Here is an 18,929-nt window from a genome sequence, read left to right as displayed (position 1 = left end):
CGCCGGGCCGCGCAGATCCTCGCCCGGCGCCCGGACCTCCAGATCGTCACCATCCGCGGCAACGTGCAGACTCGCCTCGCCAAGCTGGAACGGGGGGAGGCGGACGCGACGCTGCTGGCCGCGGCGGGGCTGGACAGGCTTGGCATGGGGGAGGTCGGAACACTGATCCGCGACATGCTGCCCGCGCCCGCGCAAGGTGCCGTTGGCATAGAGGTCCGGAGCGATGACGAAGAAACGGCGCGTGTTGTCGCCGCTATTGATCACCTGTCGACCCATCGTTGTATCGCCGCCGAGCGAAAGCTGCTCGAGGGCCTCGGCGGCAATTGCCGCTCGCCAGTTGCGGCGCTCGCGACCTGCACTGACGGCATTATCCGGCTCCGCGCGGAGATCCTCACCAATGACGGCAGCGAGGCGGTGCGCGAGGAAGTCACATTTCACGTCGAGGATGCGGAGTCGCCGCTGGCCCTCGCCCACATCCTGCTGAACCGCGCCTCGCCCGCACTCAGGGCCCTGTTCAACGGGTGAGCGACATCCTCATCTTGCGGCCGGAGCCGGGTGCAAGCCGCACCGCCGCCCGTGCCGGTGCGCTCGGTCTGCAAAGCGTCGTTGCACCGCTGTTCCAGATCCGGCGGCTCGAATGGACCCCGCCTCCTGCCTCTTCCTTCGACGGCCTCCTCGTCACGAGCGCCAATGCCCTCGGGTTCGGGGGCCTTGAGCCGTGCCGCCATCTCACCTGCTACGCCGTCGGCGAAACCACTGCCGAGGCGGCAATGGAGGCGGGCTTCACCGACATTAAAACCGGCCCCTCAGATGGAAGGGCGCTGTTGGAACTCGCCGCCGGCGCTGGAGCGAGGCATCTGCTCCATTTGACGGGACGCGACCACATGGCGCTGTCTCATCCGGAGATCAGCATCGAAACCATCGCTGTCTATGCGGCGGAGGCTGTTGATGAACTTCCCGCTGAGGCCAGTGACGCCTTGAAGGATGGTGCACTTGCCCTGCTGCATTCGCCCCGTGCCGCGTACCAGTTCGCGACGCTTGCCGATGCCACGAGTATCTCGCGAAACGCGATATCGATCCTCAGCATAAGCGGAGCCGCATTAGAAGCGGCAGGTGAGGGGTGGAAGGTGAAGCATGTGGCCCCGGCGCCCCGCGACGAGGCTTTGCTGGAGCTTGCCGCCAAGCTGTGCCACAAACGCGCCCTATGACGGATTACCGATCCATGGAGACCGGCCCGGCGCGGCGGCGCGGATGGCTCTCGACACTGATCCTCCCGCTCGTCGCGTTCATCTTGGGGATCGCGCTGATGGGTTGGCTTCTCAGCCGCTGGGACGCGGCGGCGACCTTCCTGGGCATTTCGCCCGCGCCCGTTCAGCCGGTTGCCGCAGCGCCGTCCCAACAGGAGCAGCCGGCACAGGCACCGCTCGCCGCAGGCGAAACGCCTCAGACCTTGCTGATTGACCCTGAAATGCAGCGCCGCGTGGCGCAGCTCGAGCAGCGCATCGCCCAGATCGACGTCCAGTCGCGGGCTGCCGTCGGTAATGCGGACCGGGCCGAGGGACTGCTGGTGGCCTTTGCCGCTCGCCGCGCGCTCGATCGGGGGGTGAGCCTCGGCTATATCGAGGCCCTTCTCCGCCAGCGCTTCGGCGCCAACCAGCGGCAGGCGGTGGCGACGATCATCACTGCCTCCCGCCAGCCGGTGACGCTGGAGGACCTTCAGGAAGGCCTCATCGACTCCGGCCCCTCTCTGACCGGTGTCGGGCGCAACCAAGGCTGGTGGACGGCCTTCCGCGCCGAACTGGCCGATCTTGTCACCGTGCGGAGGGAGGGAACCCCTTCAACCATGCCCGCCGAACGCCTCCGCCGAGCGACGCGGCGGCTGGAAGCCGGCCAGGTGGATGTGGCGCTTGCCGAAGTGCTGCGGATGCCCGGCCGCGACAATGCGCCGGAATGGATTGCGGACGCGCGTCGCTACGTCGCCGCCCGCCGCGCGCTCGACACGATCGAAACCGCCGCGCTCCTCGAGCCGCGCCTGCCGCAAGCCGCACCGGCGCTGCCAGCGGCAACGCCTGCGGCGATCGCATCGCCCGCGGCAATCAGAGCTTTCTAAGGGACCTGACTTCCTTCCGCCACATATGTGATCTCGCTCGAACACGGGCAAACCAATCCGACGGCTGCCATGGCGAATGGGTCGCCCTTGCGGAGCAAGAACCGCCACGCAGTTGAAGTTAGTACGTGAAAGTTATGATGATGGCGTCTGTATAGGAGCCACCGCTTACAAGTTGGCCCCCAGGAATGCGTCCGTAGACCGGCAGGATTGTCGTGGTTCGGCCAGCCGCAGCTCGGGTGCCTGTGCCTCCAGTGCCATCTCCCCACACCAGGCTATAAGTGCTGGATGTGAAAAGATTATAGTTAAGTTTGCTGTCCTTCCCACTCATCTTGCGAAGGGAGTAATCGTTTGAGTCGCCTTTGCTCAGGTAAACCACGCCTGAATCGGACGAGAGAGTGCAAGTCACCTGGATTTGACCGCTCGCCGTCGAGGTAACCGCCGATATCGGATTATAATCGAAGGTGATCGGCGTAACAGCCAGGAAACAGGCTGCCCCTGCGGGCGAGGATATAAGGGCGCCAAGCGCCACCCCCCAGCTAATTCGACGCATGCTGCGCTTCCTCCCTGCAAATCAAACCTGCGATGCGCGGCTGCGGATCAGCGTTCGCGGGGATGTTGCCGCTAACGGTGCAGCGCCTGCCGCGCACGACTGCCTGCAAAGAAAATCTTCCCACCAATTCGGGGACGTAAACTTCCCCTCCCGATGTTGCGGGGAACTCTTGATTGCTCCTGACGGAAAGCAACCGCGTACCAGCAGGAAGGGCTGTGCCATCCTCAAGCCTGACGACCAGAATGGCTCCGCGTTCGCGATGAAAGGGAAACGTGATGACATTCCCGCTTCGGCCATAGGGACGCACTGCAACCTCGGTTCCCTGGGTCACGACATCAATGGGAAGGTCTGCATCTTCAAGGCGAAGTATGTTCCGTTCGAACGGCCTCATCCGCGGGATGACCAAAGTTCCGGCCCTATCCGTTCGGCCCACGAGATTGCCGTCGGCATAGATGTGAACGTTGCGAAGACCATCCAGCTTCACCAGACCAAAGCTATCGCCCAGTCGTCGCGACGCGAAGGCACGGCCGCTTATGAAACCTAACGAGCCGCTCGTGGAAAGCCGGATGGCCGCTTGTCCAGATCCCGTTGCGGCTTCCACTCCATAAGAAGCCACCGGCGTGTTGATGGAGTAATGTGCTTGACCTCTATTGAGGCTGCCGAACTCCGCAGATGCCCCATAGGCGCTGCCCAATTCGGTTGCGGCGCTCCTTTCGAACGAAATGCTCCCTCTCAGCTTGGAACGGGCATCATATTCGGACCGAACGAAACCGCTCGCGTTATTGCCTAGCGCTACAGTCAGAAAACCACCGACGACCGTATTCCGTTGACCTCGGCCGACCGATCTTTGCACAAACAAGCGAAGGTGACCAAGATGCCGTAAATCTACTGAGTAGAAGGCGCCGGCAAGGGATTGATCCTCCTTGTGCCGGTAGTCGCGGCGCACATAGTTCAATCCGCCGATCCCGTTGAGGATCTTGAAGTCGGCGAACGCCTGCGCGGTGAAGGCAGGAACCTGTTCATCCTTCTCCATTCCGAGAAAACGATAACCAGCGGTCGCCATCTCGGTGCGTAAGCCCAAGGATAAGCTCCTGCTCCGCCGGTCTATGCCAATGCCGAGGGCCGCTCCCTTCCCCTGCGCGGAGCTGCTAAGCGAGAAAGACGTATCGACAATTCCGAGCCCGGGGATTGCGGTTACCGCGGCCATGCCTGCTTGCTGATTGGAACGGCTCGCCGCCGCATGTCCCTCGACGGTAAAATTGTCGGTCCATCCGTAGCGGTGCGATCCCCGCACAAGGAATTCGCCATAGTCATTACTCTTCGAGGCGAAATTGTTGCGCAGAAAGCCGGCACTGTACGAAAAATCGTGGAGCCCTTTTCGCAGCTGATTGCCTGACAGATAGTAGGATTGGGTGGATAGCGTTTCGCGGCCCAACGCGTCCCGCAGAACGAGTGTGAGATTGCCGCCGCCCGACTGAATAGGAATATCCCTGATGGCGAACGGCCCAGGCTCCACCTCGCGCGAACCCTGCAAGTTGTTGTTCACGTAGATATCTACGGTGGATGGCAAAGCCGCCGCGCCGCTGATCGTCGGGAGAGGAGCCGATACGAAACCCGGCCGAATCCTGAAGTTGCGCTGGAATTGAATGCCGGCGAAGCGAACCGGAGGGGCGCTCGGACCGCCGGCAGAGATGGTATCGCCGATCCGTAGTGTGCTCATCGTCCCCGGCCGATCGATCGTCCAATTCGTCTCCAGGCGAGACACGCTGGTTCCGGACGTGGAACTGGTGCGGCCTATAAGGGTGGTGCTGAACACCCCCGCCGAACTGAAAAAGCCCATCTCAGCCGCACCGTTAAGGCCGGTTTCATGGCGCGACCTTTCACCAACCAGATCATAGTTCAAAAAGCCGCCAATCCCCGCCGGGGTCATCGGCATCAACTCTGAACTGTCGAAGCTCTCTTCCTTACGCTCGAACAGAGCCGGAGCCGCCTGAATGTGAAGCGACTGATCGGCTGAAGACATGGACGTCACGAGAGATTGGGAAGGGGCGAGCCGGTAGTAACTGTCGCCCTCATACTGGACGGGGCGCTCGGCAGGCAGCCTCAATCGCCAGGTTTTGAACGCGCGGGCGCTGGCATAAAACTGTCCTTTATCGTCACTTAGGAGAAGCTGAGCTTCTCCATCTGGCCGGCCGTTTATGCTGACATCAAGATATATCGGCGTCAGCGCTTTACTGCCGAGCGTCTGGCTCGGCAGCTCGGCCGCCGACGCCATAGCCGACGACAGCAGAATCGCCGCGCAGAGGCAGAGTTTACCGAGGTGCGTCCGCACCGGGCGCGCGCTCCTTGATCGACGCAAACTGGACCGGGCCGGCAATCGACGCTCTCTCGAGCAGCCACCGTTTTGAACTTCCTGGGAGAATCACTCCAAAGTGATACTTTTCCTTCAGTTGCACGCCGGCCTGAGCGGAAACATCGGCAGCATCTACATCAACATACTGAGTATCGTTGTTTCTTGCTTCCAATATCACCCTCTCATTGGCGGCATCTTCTTTGACGCTCCAACTTACCTTCGACAGGGATTTCGCCTCCTTTTGAGCGACGAAAAGTGGAAGGTTGAACCGGAGCGAAACCCGCACTCCATCTTCGGGATCTATCTGCGGCACCTCTTCGATGAGGATCCGATAGAAGCTGTCGTTCTGAGCCTTCGATCGGAGGCCGACGCGCATGAGTTGGGACTGACCCGGCATGACGGTTGCGACCGGCGGAGAAATGATCAGGTCGGGCACATCGGCAAACACGTCTGACCCATTCACCTGCCGCCAGCTTTGGCCCTTCGCCTTCAGCGTTACCGGTTTGTGGCCTCGGTTCGTCACAGTGACGGCGCCCGTTTTTCCGATGGCGGCGATCTGGACCTTTATAGGGTTAACCTCGATCGAGCTTGCTAACGCAGGCTCGCTGATCAGCATCGCAAAGGCTGTTCCGAGGGCAGCCGAAAGGGGCCGCCATCCTCGTAGGAGGCGAATAAGAGACATGGCGGCCCGCTCCGCTTAGTAGGTTATGGTGACGTCTACGGTGTCGGAATAGGATCCGACCGTCAGAGCAGTCTGACCGGAGGCTACACGACCATATATGGCCACGTTCTGCGCCGTTCCGGTTCCCGTGCCCGAGATGGTCTCAGTGCTTGAGGTGCCGTCGCCCCAGACAGTCGTCCGGGCGGCATCCTTATAAAGCGAGTAGACCATCTCCTCGCCGAAAGCGCCGCCGATCATCGTGCGGGCATCGAACGTGGCATTCGCGCCGCCGCCGATGTCGGACTTCGCGGTCCAATCAGTGCCGTTCGTGCAAGTGATAGTGAGTCCGCCCGCCGCATCTTTTGAAGTTCCGGGCGAGACAGATCCGAAAGCAACGGGCGTCGTGCTGACGATACAATTGCTTGATACGTTCGCAGTCACACTAAGCGTACCTGGAACGTCTGTCGCTGAGGCCGCACTTGGAATAGTCGCGGCAACAAACGCGAGTGCAGGCAGTATATATCTAAGACGATTAGTCATCATCACTCCTGTTCCCAGGGTGATCAACTTGCGCAGGCGCGATATCGCCTGCGGCATTAGCCGCACACGATCCAATTACCTTGCAGTTGAAACCCCCACCTATTGCCGAGATCCTGAGCCCCCGCTCATCTCGGCGGCACAATACCTCAATTATATTCTTTTTATTGTCAAGGGGTTCGGCCGATAGGTTTATAGCGAGCGGCAGGAACAGCATGGGACTGTTTCTAAGCTATTTAGTTAATTGAGAATTTGAAAGCCTGATTCAGGTTTCGGTGAGACTCTCTTTCTGTTGTCCGGCTGAGACTTAGGGGCCATCCGCCCTAAATCCATATAGCTGATCCTTCCCAAGGCCGAATCTCAAGCCGCACAGGCCAATCCAACACGGTCGGCAGCGATTTTTCTGAGGCTGGAAAACTGGAGCGGGCGAAGGGATTCGAACCCTCGACCCCAACCTTGGCAACCTGAAATCGCGAGCTGTCTGTCGTTGTATCCGGTTGTAGAAGTACCTGAGTTTCCTGCACAAAATGATCCGCAGCGGTGTAACGAACTGTGCGCTGTTGCAACGGAAAACCTACGCAATTCCTACGCAGGAGAACTCAGTTGGCCGTACTCAACATCACTGAAGAATCGCTCCGTCGCCTCACCCCGCCCGATTCGGGCCGGCTCGTTTTCACAGACGCGAAGCTCAAGGGCTTCTCCGTAGTGATCGTGAAGCAGTCCCGATCCTTTTACGCCCAGCGCGACGTTCGCGGAAAAACGCACAAGGTCTTCCTTGGGCGGCACCCGGACATCAACGTGCCGGAAGCTCGCAAAGCCGCCGAAGACGTGATCCACGGAATGCGGCGCGGCGAAGCTCGATACCTCGAACGCGAGAACCCGACGCTGCGAAATGCGCGCTCGACGGCTATCTCGATGCGACGAGCGCCTGCGAACAGCACAAAACCTACGTCAAGCGAGCTTGCGAGTTTCGCCTGAAGGACTGGCTCGATCAGCCCCTACGCGACCTGACGCGCGGGATGATACGCACTAAGCACTCGACGCTCGGGAAGGAAGGCAAGACGATGGCGAACGACACACTGCGCGCCTTTTGCAGCGTCTATAACTACGCGCTCGCCGAGTACGAGAAGGCCGTCCTCCCCGTCTGCCCGACCATCGCCCTGCGCGGAAAGTGGTTCACCGAAGCCAACGAGCGCAACGGCGCGATCCGCGACCTTGCTAAATGGAAGAAGGCGGTCGATGCGCTCGACAATCCGACGCACCGGCAAATTTACCTGCTGTGCTTGCTCACCGGCCTGCGCAAGACAGAGGCCTGCCGTCTCGAATGGTCCCGCGTCCTCCCGGATCGGCTATTCATCCGCGAGAACAAGTCGAACCGCCCGTTTCATCTGCCGTTGCTCGACGAACACCGCGCCGTGATCGAGTCGATGAAGGGGATGCACAAGCAATGGGTCTTCGCCCCGCATTGGAAGCAGCTGGATTCCTCGGCTGGGTTCCCTTCCCGGCGATCAAGATGAGCGCATGTCCTTCCACAGGCGGGGTCTATGTGATCACCTACAACGGCCCAGCAGCTTTCGTTGAGCGAAGCTGCGGCGGCTGGTTCAAAGGCAAAGACCCGACCGTTCCGCGCTCGGCCCTGCTGGCTAACTGGGTTGAGGGCGCGGAAGTCGTCTATATCGGTAAGGCAGACCAGCTAAGGCGCCGCCTCACGCAGTTTGCTGACTTCGGCGAAGGCAAACCGATTGGCCATTGGGGCGGTCGTCTGATCTGGCGGCTTCCGAGTGTAGAAGCGTTACGTGTCGCTTGGAAGGAAACGCCGGGACGAGTGCCGGTCGAGGTCGAGTCAGAGCTGATCGCGGCCTTCCGGCAGGCGCACGGCAAGCCGCCTTTCGCCAACGATCCGCACCGGCTCGGAGCCTAGCTCACCAAACGTCCTTCTTTGGACCTGCGATCACGCACTGCGCCACAGCATCGGCAGACGCCGCATAAGCTGCCTCGGCCTTCTTCCATGGCGATCCCCACCATTTGCCGATGCCTAGCCATACTCCGGTGCCCGTATCATTAAACCATTCCAGGCCGGTTTGAGTGATGCGGAAGCGGCCCTCGCGTGCCTCGAATGTGAAGCGGCTGCGCAGTTTCCACACAGGGAAGCTCCCGACTTCGAGCGCGCTCTGCGCGACGATAATGCCGTTATCGAGGTCACTGCTCACAATCTGCGGCGCATTCCCCGTGCCGGGACGCAGGTTCTGCGCGATGCAAGTTTGAGCGCGGGTCGCGATCTCCTTCGGCGTCCCCGGCGTTTGGTAGACCTGACTCGTCACTTCGGTGAGATAGTCGGCGGCGACAGCGGGAGTGGTTATCGCAGTCAGCCCGATCAGCGCGCTCCAACGATGAGACATGTTCGCCCGCATCAGTCCGCAGCCTTCTGAAGCAGGTGCCACGCTTCCCGGTACGGTGCGAGCCAACCATCATCATACCCGCCCACGCGGAGGTGCGAGTAATCGGGGAGGAAGCGCCGCATATCGTTGTCCTTGTGCGCCTGACCCTTTGCGCCGGGCTTAGCGAGCCATGCCTGATGGTTCTTTGCCAAGCAGTCGCCAACCACTACTGCCGGGACAACGTACGTGAAGGGCCGCTCGCCCGTCACGGCCCCGAAGTCGACGAAGCAATAGAACAGCGAGGAGGACGTTAGCTCCTCGTGCTTCTTGCTCATGTGCCAGCCGCGATCAGCACCCTTGCCGAGCCGCGTCTTCACTTGGACGGCGCAGAGCCGGTCGCCAATGTCGTCTGTCACCACAATGTCGCAGTTGGGCACCCCGGCGGGCGCGAGTGCGGCGATCATGCCCCGCCGCAATAACTCACTCATCACGTAGTGCTCGCCTGCGGCTCCCGTCAGGCTCGTTGCGCTCACCATTACTCACCCCCAAACCCGAGTGAGCCGAAGCTAACAGAAACCGCAAATTGGCGCATCCTACCTACGCAATGCCTACGCAAGGGGGTGCTCGCCCACTGAGAATGGCTTGTCACTCAAGTGGTTCGTCACCCGCGACCGCAACCTTGGTTGGGTTATGCAGGTTTCTATTCCATTTCTATTTTTGATTCAGGCGCCCAGATTCTGAGCGGCAGCTCGCCGCCGCGGATACGAAGACGCGTCGCGATGCGTCTCATCGCCGCCGATAACGAGCTCGGCGGCTTTCTCGAAATCGTCGACGACGTAATCTGGCTTGATGTCGTCCACGCTAGACGACCATCTCGGCACAAACCCACCCGCAAAGAAAATTGTTCTCAGGCCCGCTTCTTTCGCAGGGGCAATGTCACGATCAAGTTGGTCGCCGATCATAAACGACCCCGCTGCAACCCGGTCAAGTTTTCTCAATCTTCGATAGAGTTCCGGCCTCTTCGGGGCCTCAATGACCCTCGAGATCATGCCCGCAATGCCAAGCGCTACGAGACGATCATTGACGGCTGTCCGAGAGGCCTCCGTGACGACCATCACAGTGCATCGCGCTTCCGCGAGCATGTTTAATCCCGAACGGACCCCTAAACGCAACGCAGGGGTTATGCGTAGAGCGGCCAAGAATTGCTCTTCGAGGTCGATGTAAGGTGGCGAGTCTCCTCTGGGGCCGCCACGTCCACGAATGACTCGCTTTGCGACGATATCCGGCCGATCCCCCAGCAACGCTTGCGTAAGGCCCAGCGCCAACAAGCGTGGCGGATATCGCAAGCCTGAGTGATGCAGTTCCGCGAGGCACTGATCAACCTCTCGTACAAAGCTGAGCGGGTCGCACTGAAGCCGCGAATGGCCTTCAAGTCTTTGGACGGAGCGCAGCATTCCGAGTTGTGCTCGCGCGAACACCGAATCCGTGTCCCACAGGGTGTTATCTGCATCCGTAAAGAGCGTCGGGCTCGTCACCGATCGAAGATCGCCAAAATGTTCAAATCGAAGCCGGCCTTGAGCGTCCCGATCATTCGTGCGCCGTGGTGATGGCTTCTTCTCACGAGGTTGTACGCGAAGGTGCCGGTCGAATACCGACCATCGGGAGCTATGTGCAGATGCACTGCGTCACCGCCATCACCCGTGGGCAGCCTGAAGTCGATCCAAGATATGCGCCCGGAACCTGCATCGGCCGCTGCGCCAACTTGCTCAACCACCTCCATAGCAATGCGTGAATCGAAGCGCTCTTGGAGCAGTGACCAATATTGTCTGCGCTCCTCGTCTGGTGCCCCGTCTTGAATGTAACCCGGCCGCTGCTCGCCTTCATGCCAAAGGCGCGCGATGAACTGTTGGAACAGCAAGGTCGTGGTGCCATTTTGAAGCTCACTCGCCATCGGCAGGAATGTGGCGGGTGGCAGGACGTCTAAGAACACTAGCCTTCTGGGAAGTGCTTCATCAGGTTGCCGTAGGTCACTCAAAGTCAGGGCAGTTCCAAGGAAGTCCGTTACAGACCCGGATGTGTCCAAGAAAATGATCTTCTCCGGGTGCTGATCGACGTAGACTGCTGCGATCTCCTCAAGCTGCCGACCGGCAGTGCGCACAGCCCGCTCAGAGAGCTGCTCAGAACGCGTTTCCGCGCTACCTCTTTCGCGGTCATGTTTCCCTTTCGACGAGGCCTCGAACGAGCCCAAGAACGGCAACTTTAGGCCACCTTGTCCTCCCACTTCGACACCGGTCAGACTTCTTCGGGTTTCCTCAGACACGTGTCCGACGATGCGTCCTTGAACTTCGTACTCCGGCCGGACGACAGCATCGAAGAGACGTTCAATGAAAGGCTCATCGATAAACAGCGGCGCGTCGAGCAGCCAGCTTAGGCGGGTGCCAGCCAGAGCGCCTGCAGTTCGGTCAGGTGCTGTCACTGATTCACCGCTCTCCGTTCTGCGGCCGAATATTCTATCCAACCAGCCGCCCGGAGCTCGCATGCGGGACATGTTCCACATCCCTTCCCCCAATCGTGTCCCCCGTCTTCGCTGCCCAAGTAGCACGTGTGAGTTGCTTCTCGTATTAGCTTCACCAATGCGCCACCCCCCAGCTTCTCGGCTAGCCGCCAAGTGTCGGCTTTGCCGATCCACATCAACGGAGTGTGCAGGATGAAACGCCTCTCCATTCCAAGGTTCAAGGCTATCTGCATCGCTTTTATGGTGTCGTCACGACAATCCGGATAACCGGAATAATCTGTCTCGCAGACGCCAGTGACGATGTGCTTCGCACCGCGCCGGTACGCTAAAGCTGACGCAAATGTCAGGAAGATCAAGTTGCGTCCCGGAACAAAGGTATTCGGAAGGCCGTCCCCGCGCATGGCGATTGCAACCTCGCTCGTCAGCGCGGTATCACTGAGTTGACCAAGCGCGTGCAGATCAATGACGTGATCACCACCGAGCCGATTTCCCCAACGGGGAAAAGCGTCGCGGATTTCACCTAGGATCGACTTTCGAGCGATAAGCTCCACGCGGTGGCGCTGACCGTAGTCAAAGCCCACCGTCTCCACGCGATCAAAACGTTCAAGAGCCCAAGCGAGACAAGTTGTGGAGTCCTGACCACCCGAAAATAGGACGAGCGCCGAATCCATATCATCCCCCAAAATAGGTGCACGTATCGCCGCTGGCATCGCGATAAATGACTACTCGACACAGCCCTTTGCAGACGGGTTCGACCTTGCGCCACACCCACGCGGCAAGGTTCTCCATCGTTGCTGGCCCGAGATCATTCAGCTCATCGAGGAATCGATGATCCAAGCCTTCGCGAGCTTCCTGCAATGCTCGTTCAAAGATGCCCAAATCGATGATCATTCCAGTGATCGGATCTGGCGCTCCGCGAACGACGACTTCTGCCCGATACGAATGCCCATGAATGCGGCGACTAGATTCCGTCTCGATCTCTCGTTGTAGCGTGTGCGCAGCGTCGAAGCGGAACTGCTTGCTGAGTTCAAACATCAGCGTATCCCAAGTTGCTTGTGCGTCTGCAGTGACAGGCGCCATTTCGGATTGGCTAAACAGAAAGCGACAGCGGCCTCAGTGCTCTCCCTCGTCGCCGCACCATCGAGCGGCTGCAGTAGGAAGTTTTCAAAGGCCAAATCCTCAACGTCTTCCGGGTTCACTCGCGGGTTCGGGTAAACGAGCTTCAACTCGTGACCACCGTCGAGAGCCAGCGGCAGCGTCTTGGGGCTAACGCATATCCAGTCTATGCCGACCGGAGGCGTCAGCGTGCCATTTGTTTCGAGAGCGATTTCAAAGCCGGCGCCGTGAAGGGCACCGATGAGGGCGTCGTCGACCTGCAACAGCGGTTCACCGCCCGTAAGGACGACAAAGCGATTAGCGGAATTGTCGCCCCACGCATCTGAAATTGCGGCAGTTAACTCAGTCGCACTCCCGTAGCGCCCGCCTCTCGAACCGTTCGTTCCTACAAAGTCCGTATCGCAAAACGTACATACTGCATCCGCGCGATCCCGCTCACGTCCTGACCAAAGATTGCAACCCGCAAAGCGGCAAAAGACTGCTGCCCGGCCCGCATTCCGCCCTTCGCCCTGCAGCGAATAGAAAATCTCTTTGATGGCGTAGCTCGTCATGCGACCCGAATCTCTTGTCGAATCCGCGCGCGACGCAGCTCTTGAACCAGATAAAGGGAGAGCTGCCGTACGTCCGCGGGCACATTTTGGAGGCCGTTCCAACGGCGACGCTCTTCTCCGAACGTCCATTCTCCGTCGCACCACGCGGTGCGACCGCGCAAAAGCGTCAGTCCGCGCGCAAACTCATCTCGGTCGTTTGCGCCGTGGGCAGCAAGCTCCTCCATGACATAGCCCATCGCAACGATGCCGGCTCCGTGTACCAATCGCGAAGTCTTAGGCGTCTTCCCCTCCCAGTCGCTTGCAAAGACATGCCGAACTGCGTGGAAGAATTCGCTGATCAGCACCGCTCCCCGATCGAGAAGCAACCGGTCGTCGTCTGCGTACAAGCGGAGGGCCCCGTCTGAGATTGAGTTCATGATAACACGCTGCAGGACGGTGTCTCTGATGATCCCCTTGGGGTTGGTCTGCTGCCGGATAAGACCCCTTAGGGCGGAGCCATCATTGTAGTTGAGCGCTTCAGTAAGCAGTGCCGCCTGGCTGCGGTTGGACATGCGATATGGCAAGTCACTGACCTGAGGAAGCAACTCGTAAACGAGCGCCTTCGGAAGCGGACGCGTATTGTTGATCAGGATGAACTGCTTCTGCAGTTCCTCCACACTGTTGCACAGGAACCCAGAGACAAGGACCTCGAACGTCGAGCCGGGTATCTCAGTGAGCGCCGTGAAACGCTGCTGTCCGTCCACGATCAGAGCCGGCTCGGCGCTCGTGTCGATGGTCAACAAACCAATTGATGGACCGTGGGTCCTACCAGTGTCCACAATTTCCAAGGTTGCGCCGGCAGTGAACGCAACCACGATTGGATTGGGAAGGATCGCGTTCGGTTTTGCCAGGTAATCGCGTATTTCCCGGATATGCGCGGCGATCTGTGGGCGCTGAAATCCGGTCAGCGTCCCGGCATCATCGCGACCGGCACGCTGCACGCGGGCAAAGCGGGCGATCTCGGAAACGGGCGCGGCAAAGGTAAAGACCCGAGTGTTCTCGCTCTGCTTCGGTAGGATTACTGTATAGGTCAACTTCGTCATGCCCGCTCCGCTCGGAAGTTCCGCAGGTGCTCGTGGAAGACATGCAGATTGTGCATACCCCTGCGCTTGTTTCTGTTTGAATTTCTGAAGATCACGGCTTCCACGCCGCTTTCACGGCACACGCGACAGGGACAAGCTTCCCATGGGCGGTCCTTCAAAGTGCGCTCGTAGATCTTTCTTTGCCGCATGATGCTGCGATGGTGGGTCACACCGCATTCCTCATCGTGCCAATTGAGCTCGGCCCAATAGTTCATCACGGCATCAAGGGCTGCGTCCAAGGCGCTTTCCCGCGCAGCTAGGCCGCGTATCGCTGCCATTGCCGCAGCCTCCAATTGTTTGACGCGCTCCTGATCGAGGCGGCCCTCCATGGCTCGGTTCTTCAGCCGGTTGTTTTCAATTGCCTGAGGGATTCGGATGGCCGTGTAGTAGTCTAGTTCGCCAGCCGCGCTACGTACCCAGTAATTCTTTTTGTTGTCCTTAAACGCTCGCACTAACGGTGACGTGGTATCGAAGCTGGACACGCCAAATCGCTCAAGCACCTGAAGATGTTCGATTTTTCCGAACCCAAGGACGTGCAAACGGACATTTGCAGGTATGGCGTCGCGGACTGCTGCGAGAGCGCGCTCCAACTGGTCAATTTTGAGCATCGCCGTGCCGCCGAGTGCGAGGTAGTCATATCCCATGCGCACTAGGCTCGACGCCGCTTCAGCCATGCTAGATGCGGACCAACCTTGCACCACTCCCAATGGCGTGAAGTGCTGTCCCAAACGCCTTGCTGCTTCCCTGAATTCAGCGGCGTATTGAAGCGTCACATCGAATCGCGCTCGGACGTCGGCAGACACGGCCGAGCGCCCGCGCTCACATTCTGCGGTATCGAAATCAAAGATAAGGTGATCGGGTGAGCACCCGTGCGTGAACGCGCCGTCGGCGTAGAACTCTACCGTGTCCTCAGCACCATAAGGTGGTTCGGCCCGGTTGCGGTATGTGAATGCTCCGCAATCGCCGAACACAAGACTTCCCGGAAACCGATCCTCGGGATAGCGAAGAAACTTCCGTGCACCTTCGCGGCGGAAGCGCATAAGTTGCGCTTCGGTGTACTTCCCGTTGACTAAGGCATCGCCAACGATCCCGCGCGAAACTAGAATTCCGTCGTACGGCACTTCATCGAGAAATTCGTGTGGGAACTGATCGTCGCGGTGGATAGCCCGCTTTGCAGCGTTCCTCTCGGACAGGAAGTCGAAGTCGGGATCTACGAAATCCAGAGAGTCAGCGAAGATGAACTTCATGCCGCCCTCTCCGCCATCATCCCACGGCGCGCCTTCCGCTCGACAGCCACATGGTAGAGGCGCGTGAAACGCCTTTGCTCGCAGGCAACCCGGTCTTCATCCCGGAGGCGGCGCAGGATGCGTTGAATTCCTGATGTCGTCCGCAGGTGCTGGCTAATCCGCTTGATCAACTGCTCATCATCAAGGCGGGGGCGATGCACGACGGTCGGCGCTTTGTGCTCGGCCAGCAAGCGCTCCACGAACGCGTGATCTGCTCCCGTCGCTGTCATAGGAGGACCGGCGCGCCAGAAGTGACCCATGGCGCGGGCCGCGAAGTTCGTCTTAGTGCCCGGCAGGATCGCGTCCAGTCGGTCGTCATAGGGCATGACCTGCTTCAACAATGTTGCGGGCATCGCCTTCTCGATACCCAAGCCGAACAGTCGCAGCCTCTGTTGCTGTGCTGGCGCCAGCGCCTCTAGATCACTGCTGATGAGTTGCGCATAACCTTGGCTGAGAGCCATGAGGACCAACCCGTCGCGCGCGAACACCTCCGGCCAGTTCGTCGCGAAGGGCCCGCCAGCGACAGACGACCACCACTGCGCTCGATCGAACCGACCCCGAACCTTCTTGGCAACCGACTGCTTATCGCGCGGGTCGAGGGTTAGGTCGTACCCTGGAATCGGTGTGTGACCGGCAACTAGCCCAAGACCCGCCGAGACGACGAAAACCGGAGCATCAGCGTCGAGGGCAACTTTTCGCGCCAGCCGAAATGTGGGTCCGACATAGAGTTCTTCGGCAGGGCAGCCTTGCTGAGCATCACTGAGACGGTTCAGCCATTCCCGTTCGACTAGCGCCTGAGCGTCGATTGGGAGGCTGGAGGCCGACAGACCGTTGGCCGCAGGCACACGCTTTTTGCTCGCGCATGGGACAACGACGGCCGCTATCAATTTCACCTGCCCACCCTCGGTTGCATGCCGCTGTTTTATCACAAGCGCTGTGCTGTAGCTACAGCGCAGAGGCATCAACGTCAACTTGGTTGGCTGGTCTTTCCGGGACGCAATTTAGCGCCTGTCTGTCGAGCTAAACTATTGAATAACCAATAAATCTTAGCGCATACGCCAAGGCGGCACCCCCGCCGGGCGCAGGGATGCCGCCTCTCACTCGCTATGGCGCGGGGGCCGTGCGGATCAATCAGGCATTTTCGGTGCTCGTCAGATCCGTCCAGCTGTCCGAGAGCAATTTATCTTCGACAGCCTTGATGACGTAGGCGGTGTTTTGCGCCTGACCCACTGCGACTTCTTCTCCATTGGTGCTCTTGAGCGCCATGCGTCGGGTAACGCCGTCCTTGATCTTCGCGCCAGTCAGATTGATCCAATGTTTCCGATAGCGCTCCCAGCTGATCTTGGAGAGGCGTTCCTCCAATTCGGACGCAGTCACCTTGGGGGTTTCCGTCCAAGTTGCGCGCTGCACTTCTACGGCCGCAGCGAACGCCTCCTCGACCGTCTTGCCGGCGTCGACCGCACCAATAGAAAGGGCCAACGGTCCGATCTCATCGATGCGCGAGCGATAGTAGGCCAGTGCAATCGCCTTGAGCGCGAACGGCCATCCGTGGACGTAAATTCGGCGGAACGGGTCCGAGTTGGCGGGTGTGTGCTCAGGCCACTGCGCCGCGAACTGCCGGTCGAGCATCGAGAGGAAGTCATTCGCGAACTGAGTGAAATGCGGGACATGGAAGTGCTTGAAGTGCTCCGGCTTGATGCGGCCGCCAGTAGCGACGTTGAGAAGCATCTGCTCCATCGTACTCAGGTCAACGATATAGGTCGTGGCAGTTTCGCTCGTGCTGGTGTTGCGTCCGGTAGCAAGCCGGTGTTCGAACACGGTGCCCGCAACGGCATCGAGGCGGAGCTCGCTGAGAGCCGACGACGTATCGAGGCTGATCACGAGATTCTTGTTCTTTTTCGACCCACGTCCGTTTCGATCAGCAAAGCTCTGTCCGGCCCTCCTCTCGTCCATGTTCAGCTCGATCTCGAGAGTGACGACTAGGTCCTGCAGCGCCCCTGCCTCGATCGCGTCCTTGGAGTTTGCGAGCGCGAACAATGCCGCAGTCTGCGTTTGCCCGTCTGACTGCATGATCGGCGCCCTTGGCAGCCACACAAAGCCGTACAATGCGTTCGGATTTGTTTCGTCGAGTGCCACGAACACTGTTTGCGGGAATACGTTTGCAGACTGCCAACCAGATATCGTGGGAAGGAAGAGCGTCCGATCCCCGCGGATGCCTTCGAGCAGATAGTCCCGGAAGTCGACCTTGTTCGTGGCTTTCTGCCCCTTGAAGTCGCTCTGCGTTCGGTCGTGCATTTCTTTCATACCCAACGCTTGATAATCAGCAGGCGGCGGGTTCGATGGATCATAGCGGACCAGGTCCACGAATGCCTGCAGCGAGGGGTGGGCGGTAACCGCAACGCGGGGGCGACCCTTCGCGCCGATGAAGCCCTTTCTCGTCAGCGTCGCCGGCAGCATTGTGTAACCGGCGCTGGGCGACTGGAAGTCGTACGCGCCGATATTCAGGTTGGCCATGACCGTCGGATCACTCTGCGCTCGCAAGATGCGCAGCCCTTCGTAGTCTTCGTCTGGCGCGATGTCTTCAAGGTGCAGAATTTGAGGGGCAAATTTCGGTAGTTGCATGATGAATTCCTTCTTGGCTCTAATTCAATGAAATGGGAGGAATGGTCGGCAGGAGCGGGAGAGATTCTGAGCGGCGGGGCAGACCCCCGGCTGCCCGCATCCACTCCGGGATAGTCACGAGTTCAAGCCCGAGGTTCATGACCTCGTTAGTCAGCGCGACCTCAGGCGAAAAGCTGAAGGCTGCGACGACTCCGCGCACCGGCCGGAACACCAGTTCTTTCCGCGCCAGCGCCACGTAAGCGAGGATCTGCCCGATCGCTCGGTAGTCGGCGTGGAGCTTAAACTCCCACTCGCGGAGCACGTCTTGATTATCAACGGTGCGCAGATCGGCGCGCAAACCGCAGCCCGCATACCGTTGCTCGGTCGCAATCGGGTGCTGCGCTGGACGCATCCGCTTGAGCCTCGCGACGTAATAATCACGAACCTTGATCTCCGGAGCGTCCGGGCTGGCTAAAGCGCCAATCTCGCTGGATTGGCCATTACTCTCGTATGAATTGCTGCTCATCTGCTTTTTGTCTGTTAAAATCTCCGAGATTTCAATAGCAGATGGGCAGATTATTACTCCTTAGGCGCTAAGTAGTTGATTTGGAGGCAAAGAAAGTTGCTACAGCGCTGACACGCTCCCGCATCCCGCTCGATCGAAGGCGTCAGTACTCAGTGCTATAGCCACTCTCAGCGCATTTCTGCCGTATCGACTGCCGCAGGGCATCGCGCAGCGCGGCGCTATCCCCGCCTCCGAACGGCCCCATCGCCGCTCCTGGTAACAGCGCGATCTTGATCGTTCGGTCAGGATTGAAGCGCACCATGAACGGCTCGAAGCCGTTGTATCCGCCCATGCGATTCTTCGCGTTGACGAGACCGCAGTAGTACTCCGATGCCGGACGGATCGGCCCCATGCGGAACTGAGCCGATGATGGATCGACAAGCCGCACCTCGATAGCGTGCCGTATCGCGGTTGTCTCGGCGGCGCTTAGCGGACGCTCCGCTGGCGTAACAGCCATGATCATCGGAGCCGCGATCAGCGCAACGGCGCTTGGCTTAACGGACATAATGTTTCTCCCCGCATCTAGTAGCCGGGCAGTTGTCGCACCTTCTTTTCGGGTCGTAAATGCCGTGGCCTTAAATGCCA

Annotated in this window: 22 protein-coding genes and 1 pseudogene; 6 read left to right on the top strand and 17 right to left on the bottom strand. The window is 59.6% G+C overall.

Annotated features, from left to right (window positions below):
- The 3 genes and pseudogenes from VGD10_RS05355 to VGD10_RS05345 form a co-directional block, all read left to right on the top strand.
- Window positions 1-525, top strand: a pseudogene (locus VGD10_RS05355) (hydroxymethylbilane synthase); the annotation flags it as partial.
- Window positions 522-1,208 (top strand): uroporphyrinogen-III synthase, encoded by a 687-nt coding sequence (locus VGD10_RS05350; protein ID WP_331039767.1) that lies wholly within the window; start codon window positions 522-524, stop codon window positions 1,206-1,208. The pseudogene VGD10_RS05355 and the gene VGD10_RS05350, both read left to right, overlap by 4 nt.
- Window positions 1,209-1,222: 14 nt before the next feature.
- A complete protein-coding gene (locus VGD10_RS05345; RefSeq protein ID WP_331039766.1) occupies window positions 1,223-2,110 on the top strand; it encodes a hypothetical protein in 888 nt (295 codons plus the stop codon).
- Window positions 2,111-2,228: 118 nt separating this feature from the next.
- Here VGD10_RS05345 and VGD10_RS13345 read toward each other — a convergent pair whose 3' ends face one another.
- From VGD10_RS13345 to VGD10_RS05330, 4 genes are all read right to left on the bottom strand, one after another.
- Window positions 2,229-2,660 (bottom strand): Csu type fimbrial protein, encoded by a 432-nt coding sequence (locus tag VGD10_RS13345; protein WP_414639502.1) that lies wholly within the window; start codon window positions 2,658-2,660, stop codon window positions 2,229-2,231.
- Window positions 2,647-4,992, bottom strand: coding sequence for a fimbria/pilus outer membrane usher protein (locus VGD10_RS05340; RefSeq protein WP_331039765.1), 2,346 nt, complete (start codon window positions 4,990-4,992; stop codon window positions 2,647-2,649). Before VGD10_RS05340 ends, VGD10_RS13345 begins: the two co-directional genes overlap by 14 nt.
- Window positions 4,973-5,629 carry a fimbrial biogenesis chaperone gene (locus VGD10_RS05335; RefSeq protein WP_331039764.1) on the bottom strand — a complete coding sequence of 219 codons (657 nt, stop codon included), beginning with the start codon at window positions 5,627-5,629 and terminating at the stop codon, window positions 4,973-4,975. Before VGD10_RS05335 ends, VGD10_RS05340 begins: the two co-directional genes overlap by 20 nt.
- Window positions 5,630-5,710: 81 nt before the next feature.
- Entirely contained in the window at window positions 5,711-6,115 is a 405-nt protein-coding gene (locus VGD10_RS05330) for a spore coat U domain-containing protein (protein ID WP_331039763.1), read from the bottom strand.
- Window positions 6,116-6,814: 699 nt separating this feature from the next.
- Here VGD10_RS05330 and VGD10_RS05325 point away from each other — a divergent pair.
- From VGD10_RS05325 to VGD10_RS05315, 3 genes are all read left to right on the top strand, one after another.
- The gene (locus VGD10_RS05325; protein ID WP_331039762.1) at window positions 6,815-7,189 is read left to right on the top strand and encodes an integrase arm-type DNA-binding domain-containing protein; all 375 of its coding nucleotides are present in this window, start codon (window positions 6,815-6,817) and stop codon (window positions 7,187-7,189) included.
- 86 nt (window positions 7,190-7,275) lie between these two features.
- Window positions 7,276-7,728 carry a tyrosine-type recombinase/integrase gene (locus VGD10_RS05320; protein ID WP_331039761.1) on the top strand — a complete coding sequence of 151 codons (453 nt, stop codon included), beginning with the start codon at window positions 7,276-7,278 and terminating at the stop codon, window positions 7,726-7,728.
- The gene (locus VGD10_RS05315; protein ID WP_331039760.1) at window positions 7,725-8,132 is read left to right on the top strand and encodes a GIY-YIG nuclease family protein; all 408 of its coding nucleotides are present in this window, start codon (window positions 7,725-7,727) and stop codon (window positions 8,130-8,132) included. The genes VGD10_RS05320 and VGD10_RS05315 overlap by 4 nt, the downstream gene beginning before the upstream one ends.
- A 1-nt stretch (window position 8,133) precedes the next feature.
- Here the strand turns inward: VGD10_RS05315 and VGD10_RS05310 are convergent, their stop codons facing one another.
- The 13 genes from VGD10_RS05310 to VGD10_RS05250 all read right to left on the bottom strand — a co-directional run bounded on the left by VGD10_RS05310 (window position 8,134) and on the right by VGD10_RS05250 (window position 18,849).
- A complete protein-coding gene (locus VGD10_RS05310) occupies window positions 8,134-8,610 on the bottom strand; it encodes a hypothetical protein (protein ID WP_331039759.1) in 477 nt (158 codons plus the stop codon).
- Between the two features lie 11 nt (window positions 8,611-8,621).
- A complete protein-coding gene (locus VGD10_RS05305) occupies window positions 8,622-9,077 on the bottom strand; it encodes a hypothetical protein (RefSeq protein ID WP_331039758.1) in 456 nt (151 codons plus the stop codon).
- 234 nt (window positions 9,078-9,311) lie between these two features.
- Window positions 9,312-10,043 (bottom strand): HAD family hydrolase, encoded by a 732-nt coding sequence (locus VGD10_RS13340; protein WP_414639503.1) that lies wholly within the window; start codon window positions 10,041-10,043, stop codon window positions 9,312-9,314.
- A gap of 77 nt (window positions 10,044-10,120) precedes the next feature.
- Window positions 10,121-11,065, bottom strand: a complete 945-nt coding sequence (locus tag VGD10_RS05295; RefSeq protein WP_331039757.1) for a hypothetical protein — start codon at window positions 11,063-11,065, stop codon at window positions 10,121-10,123.
- On the bottom strand, window positions 11,062-11,814 hold the full coding sequence (queC, locus tag VGD10_RS05290; RefSeq protein WP_414639501.1) for a 7-cyano-7-deazaguanine synthase QueC: 753 nt from the start codon (window positions 11,812-11,814) through the stop codon (window positions 11,062-11,064). Before queC ends, VGD10_RS05295 begins: the two co-directional genes overlap by 4 nt.
- Window positions 11,777-12,139 carry a 6-carboxytetrahydropterin synthase gene (locus tag VGD10_RS05285; protein ID WP_331039755.1) on the bottom strand — a complete coding sequence of 121 codons (363 nt, stop codon included), beginning with the start codon at window positions 12,137-12,139 and terminating at the stop codon, window positions 11,777-11,779. Before VGD10_RS05285 ends, queC begins: the two co-directional genes overlap by 38 nt.
- A complete protein-coding gene (gene queE / locus VGD10_RS05280) occupies window positions 12,139-12,771 on the bottom strand; it encodes a 7-carboxy-7-deazaguanine synthase (protein ID WP_331039754.1) in 633 nt (210 codons plus the stop codon). Before queE ends, VGD10_RS05285 begins: the two co-directional genes overlap by 1 nt.
- Entirely contained in the window at window positions 12,768-13,853 is a 1,086-nt protein-coding gene (gene dbpB, locus VGD10_RS05275; RefSeq protein ID WP_331039753.1) for a DGQHR domain-containing protein DpdB, read from the bottom strand. The genes queE and dbpB overlap by 4 nt, the downstream gene beginning before the upstream one ends.
- Entirely contained in the window at window positions 13,850-15,139 is a 1,290-nt protein-coding gene (gene dpdA, locus VGD10_RS05270) for a tRNA-guanine transglycosylase DpdA (RefSeq protein WP_331039752.1), read from the bottom strand. Before dpdA ends, dbpB begins: the two co-directional genes overlap by 4 nt.
- Window positions 15,136-16,071 carry a DUF6884 domain-containing protein gene (locus VGD10_RS05265; RefSeq protein ID WP_331039751.1) on the bottom strand — a complete coding sequence of 312 codons (936 nt, stop codon included), beginning with the start codon at window positions 16,069-16,071 and terminating at the stop codon, window positions 15,136-15,138. Before VGD10_RS05265 ends, dpdA begins: the two co-directional genes overlap by 4 nt.
- A 238-nt stretch (window positions 16,072-16,309) precedes the next feature.
- The gene (locus VGD10_RS05260) at window positions 16,310-17,800 is read right to left on the bottom strand and encodes a hypothetical protein (protein WP_331039750.1); all 1,491 of its coding nucleotides are present in this window, start codon (window positions 17,798-17,800) and stop codon (window positions 16,310-16,312) included.
- A gap of 19 nt (window positions 17,801-17,819) precedes the next feature.
- Complete coding sequence (locus VGD10_RS05255; RefSeq protein WP_331039749.1) at window positions 17,820-18,305, bottom strand: hypothetical protein; 486 nt, start codon at window positions 18,303-18,305, stop codon at window positions 17,820-17,822.
- A 142-nt stretch (window positions 18,306-18,447) separates the two neighbouring features.
- Window positions 18,448-18,849 carry a hypothetical protein gene (locus tag VGD10_RS05250; protein ID WP_331039748.1) on the bottom strand — a complete coding sequence of 134 codons (402 nt, stop codon included), beginning with the start codon at window positions 18,847-18,849 and terminating at the stop codon, window positions 18,448-18,450.
- Window positions 18,850-18,929 lie beyond the last annotated feature (80 nt).

The organism is Allosphingosinicella sp. (assembly GCF_036402135.1).
Taxonomy (GTDB): domain Bacteria; phylum Pseudomonadota; class Alphaproteobacteria; order Sphingomonadales; family Sphingomonadaceae; genus Allosphingosinicella.
This window is presented reverse-complemented; position numbering and strand designations above follow the sequence as displayed.

Coding starts and splice junctions, on each gene's coding strand:
- queC (WP_414639501.1), bottom strand. CDS start 11,814: ATGCCAGCGGCGATACGTGCACCTATTTTGGGGGATGATATGGATTCG.
- queE (WP_331039754.1), bottom strand. CDS start 12,771: ATGACGAGCTACGCCATCAAAGAGATTTTCTATTCGCTGCAGGGCGAA.
- VGD10_RS05250 (WP_331039748.1), bottom strand. CDS start 18,849: ATGTCCGTTAAGCCAAGCGCCGTTGCGCTGATCGCGGCTCCGATGATC.
- VGD10_RS05310 (WP_331039759.1), bottom strand. CDS start 8,610: ATGTCTCATCGTTGGAGCGCGCTGATCGGGCTGACTGCGATAACCACT.
- VGD10_RS05315 (WP_331039760.1), top strand. CDS start 7,725: ATGAGCGCATGTCCTTCCACAGGCGGGGTCTATGTGATCACCTACAAC.
- VGD10_RS13340 (WP_414639503.1), bottom strand. CDS start 10,043: ATGCTGCGCTCCGTCCAAAGACTTGAAGGCCATTCGCGGCTTCAGTGC.
- VGD10_RS05285 (WP_331039755.1), bottom strand. CDS start 12,139: ATGTTTGAACTCAGCAAGCAGTTCCGCTTCGACGCTGCGCACACGCTA.
- VGD10_RS05260 (WP_331039750.1), bottom strand. CDS start 17,800: ATGCAACTACCGAAATTTGCCCCTCAAATTCTGCACCTTGAAGACATC.
- dbpB (WP_331039753.1), bottom strand. CDS start 13,853: ATGACGAAGTTGACCTATACAGTAATCCTACCGAAGCAGAGCGAGAAC.
- VGD10_RS05320 (WP_331039761.1), top strand. CDS start 7,276: ATGGCGAACGACACACTGCGCGCCTTTTGCAGCGTCTATAACTACGCG.
- dpdA (WP_331039752.1), bottom strand. CDS start 15,139: ATGAAGTTCATCTTCGCTGACTCTCTGGATTTCGTAGATCCCGACTTC.
- VGD10_RS13345 (WP_414639502.1), bottom strand. CDS start 2,660: ATGCGTCGAATTAGCTGGGGGGTGGCGCTTGGCGCCCTTATATCCTCG.
- VGD10_RS05255 (WP_331039749.1), bottom strand. CDS start 18,305: ATGAGCAGCAATTCATACGAGAGTAATGGCCAATCCAGCGAGATTGGC.
- VGD10_RS05305 (WP_331039758.1), bottom strand. CDS start 9,077: ATGAGTGAGTTATTGCGGCGGGGCATGATCGCCGCACTCGCGCCCGCC.
- VGD10_RS05335 (WP_331039764.1), bottom strand. CDS start 5,629: ATGCTGATCAGCGAGCCTGCGTTAGCAAGCTCGATCGAGGTTAACCCT.
- VGD10_RS05345 (WP_331039766.1), top strand. CDS start 1,223: ATGGAGACCGGCCCGGCGCGGCGGCGCGGATGGCTCTCGACACTGATC.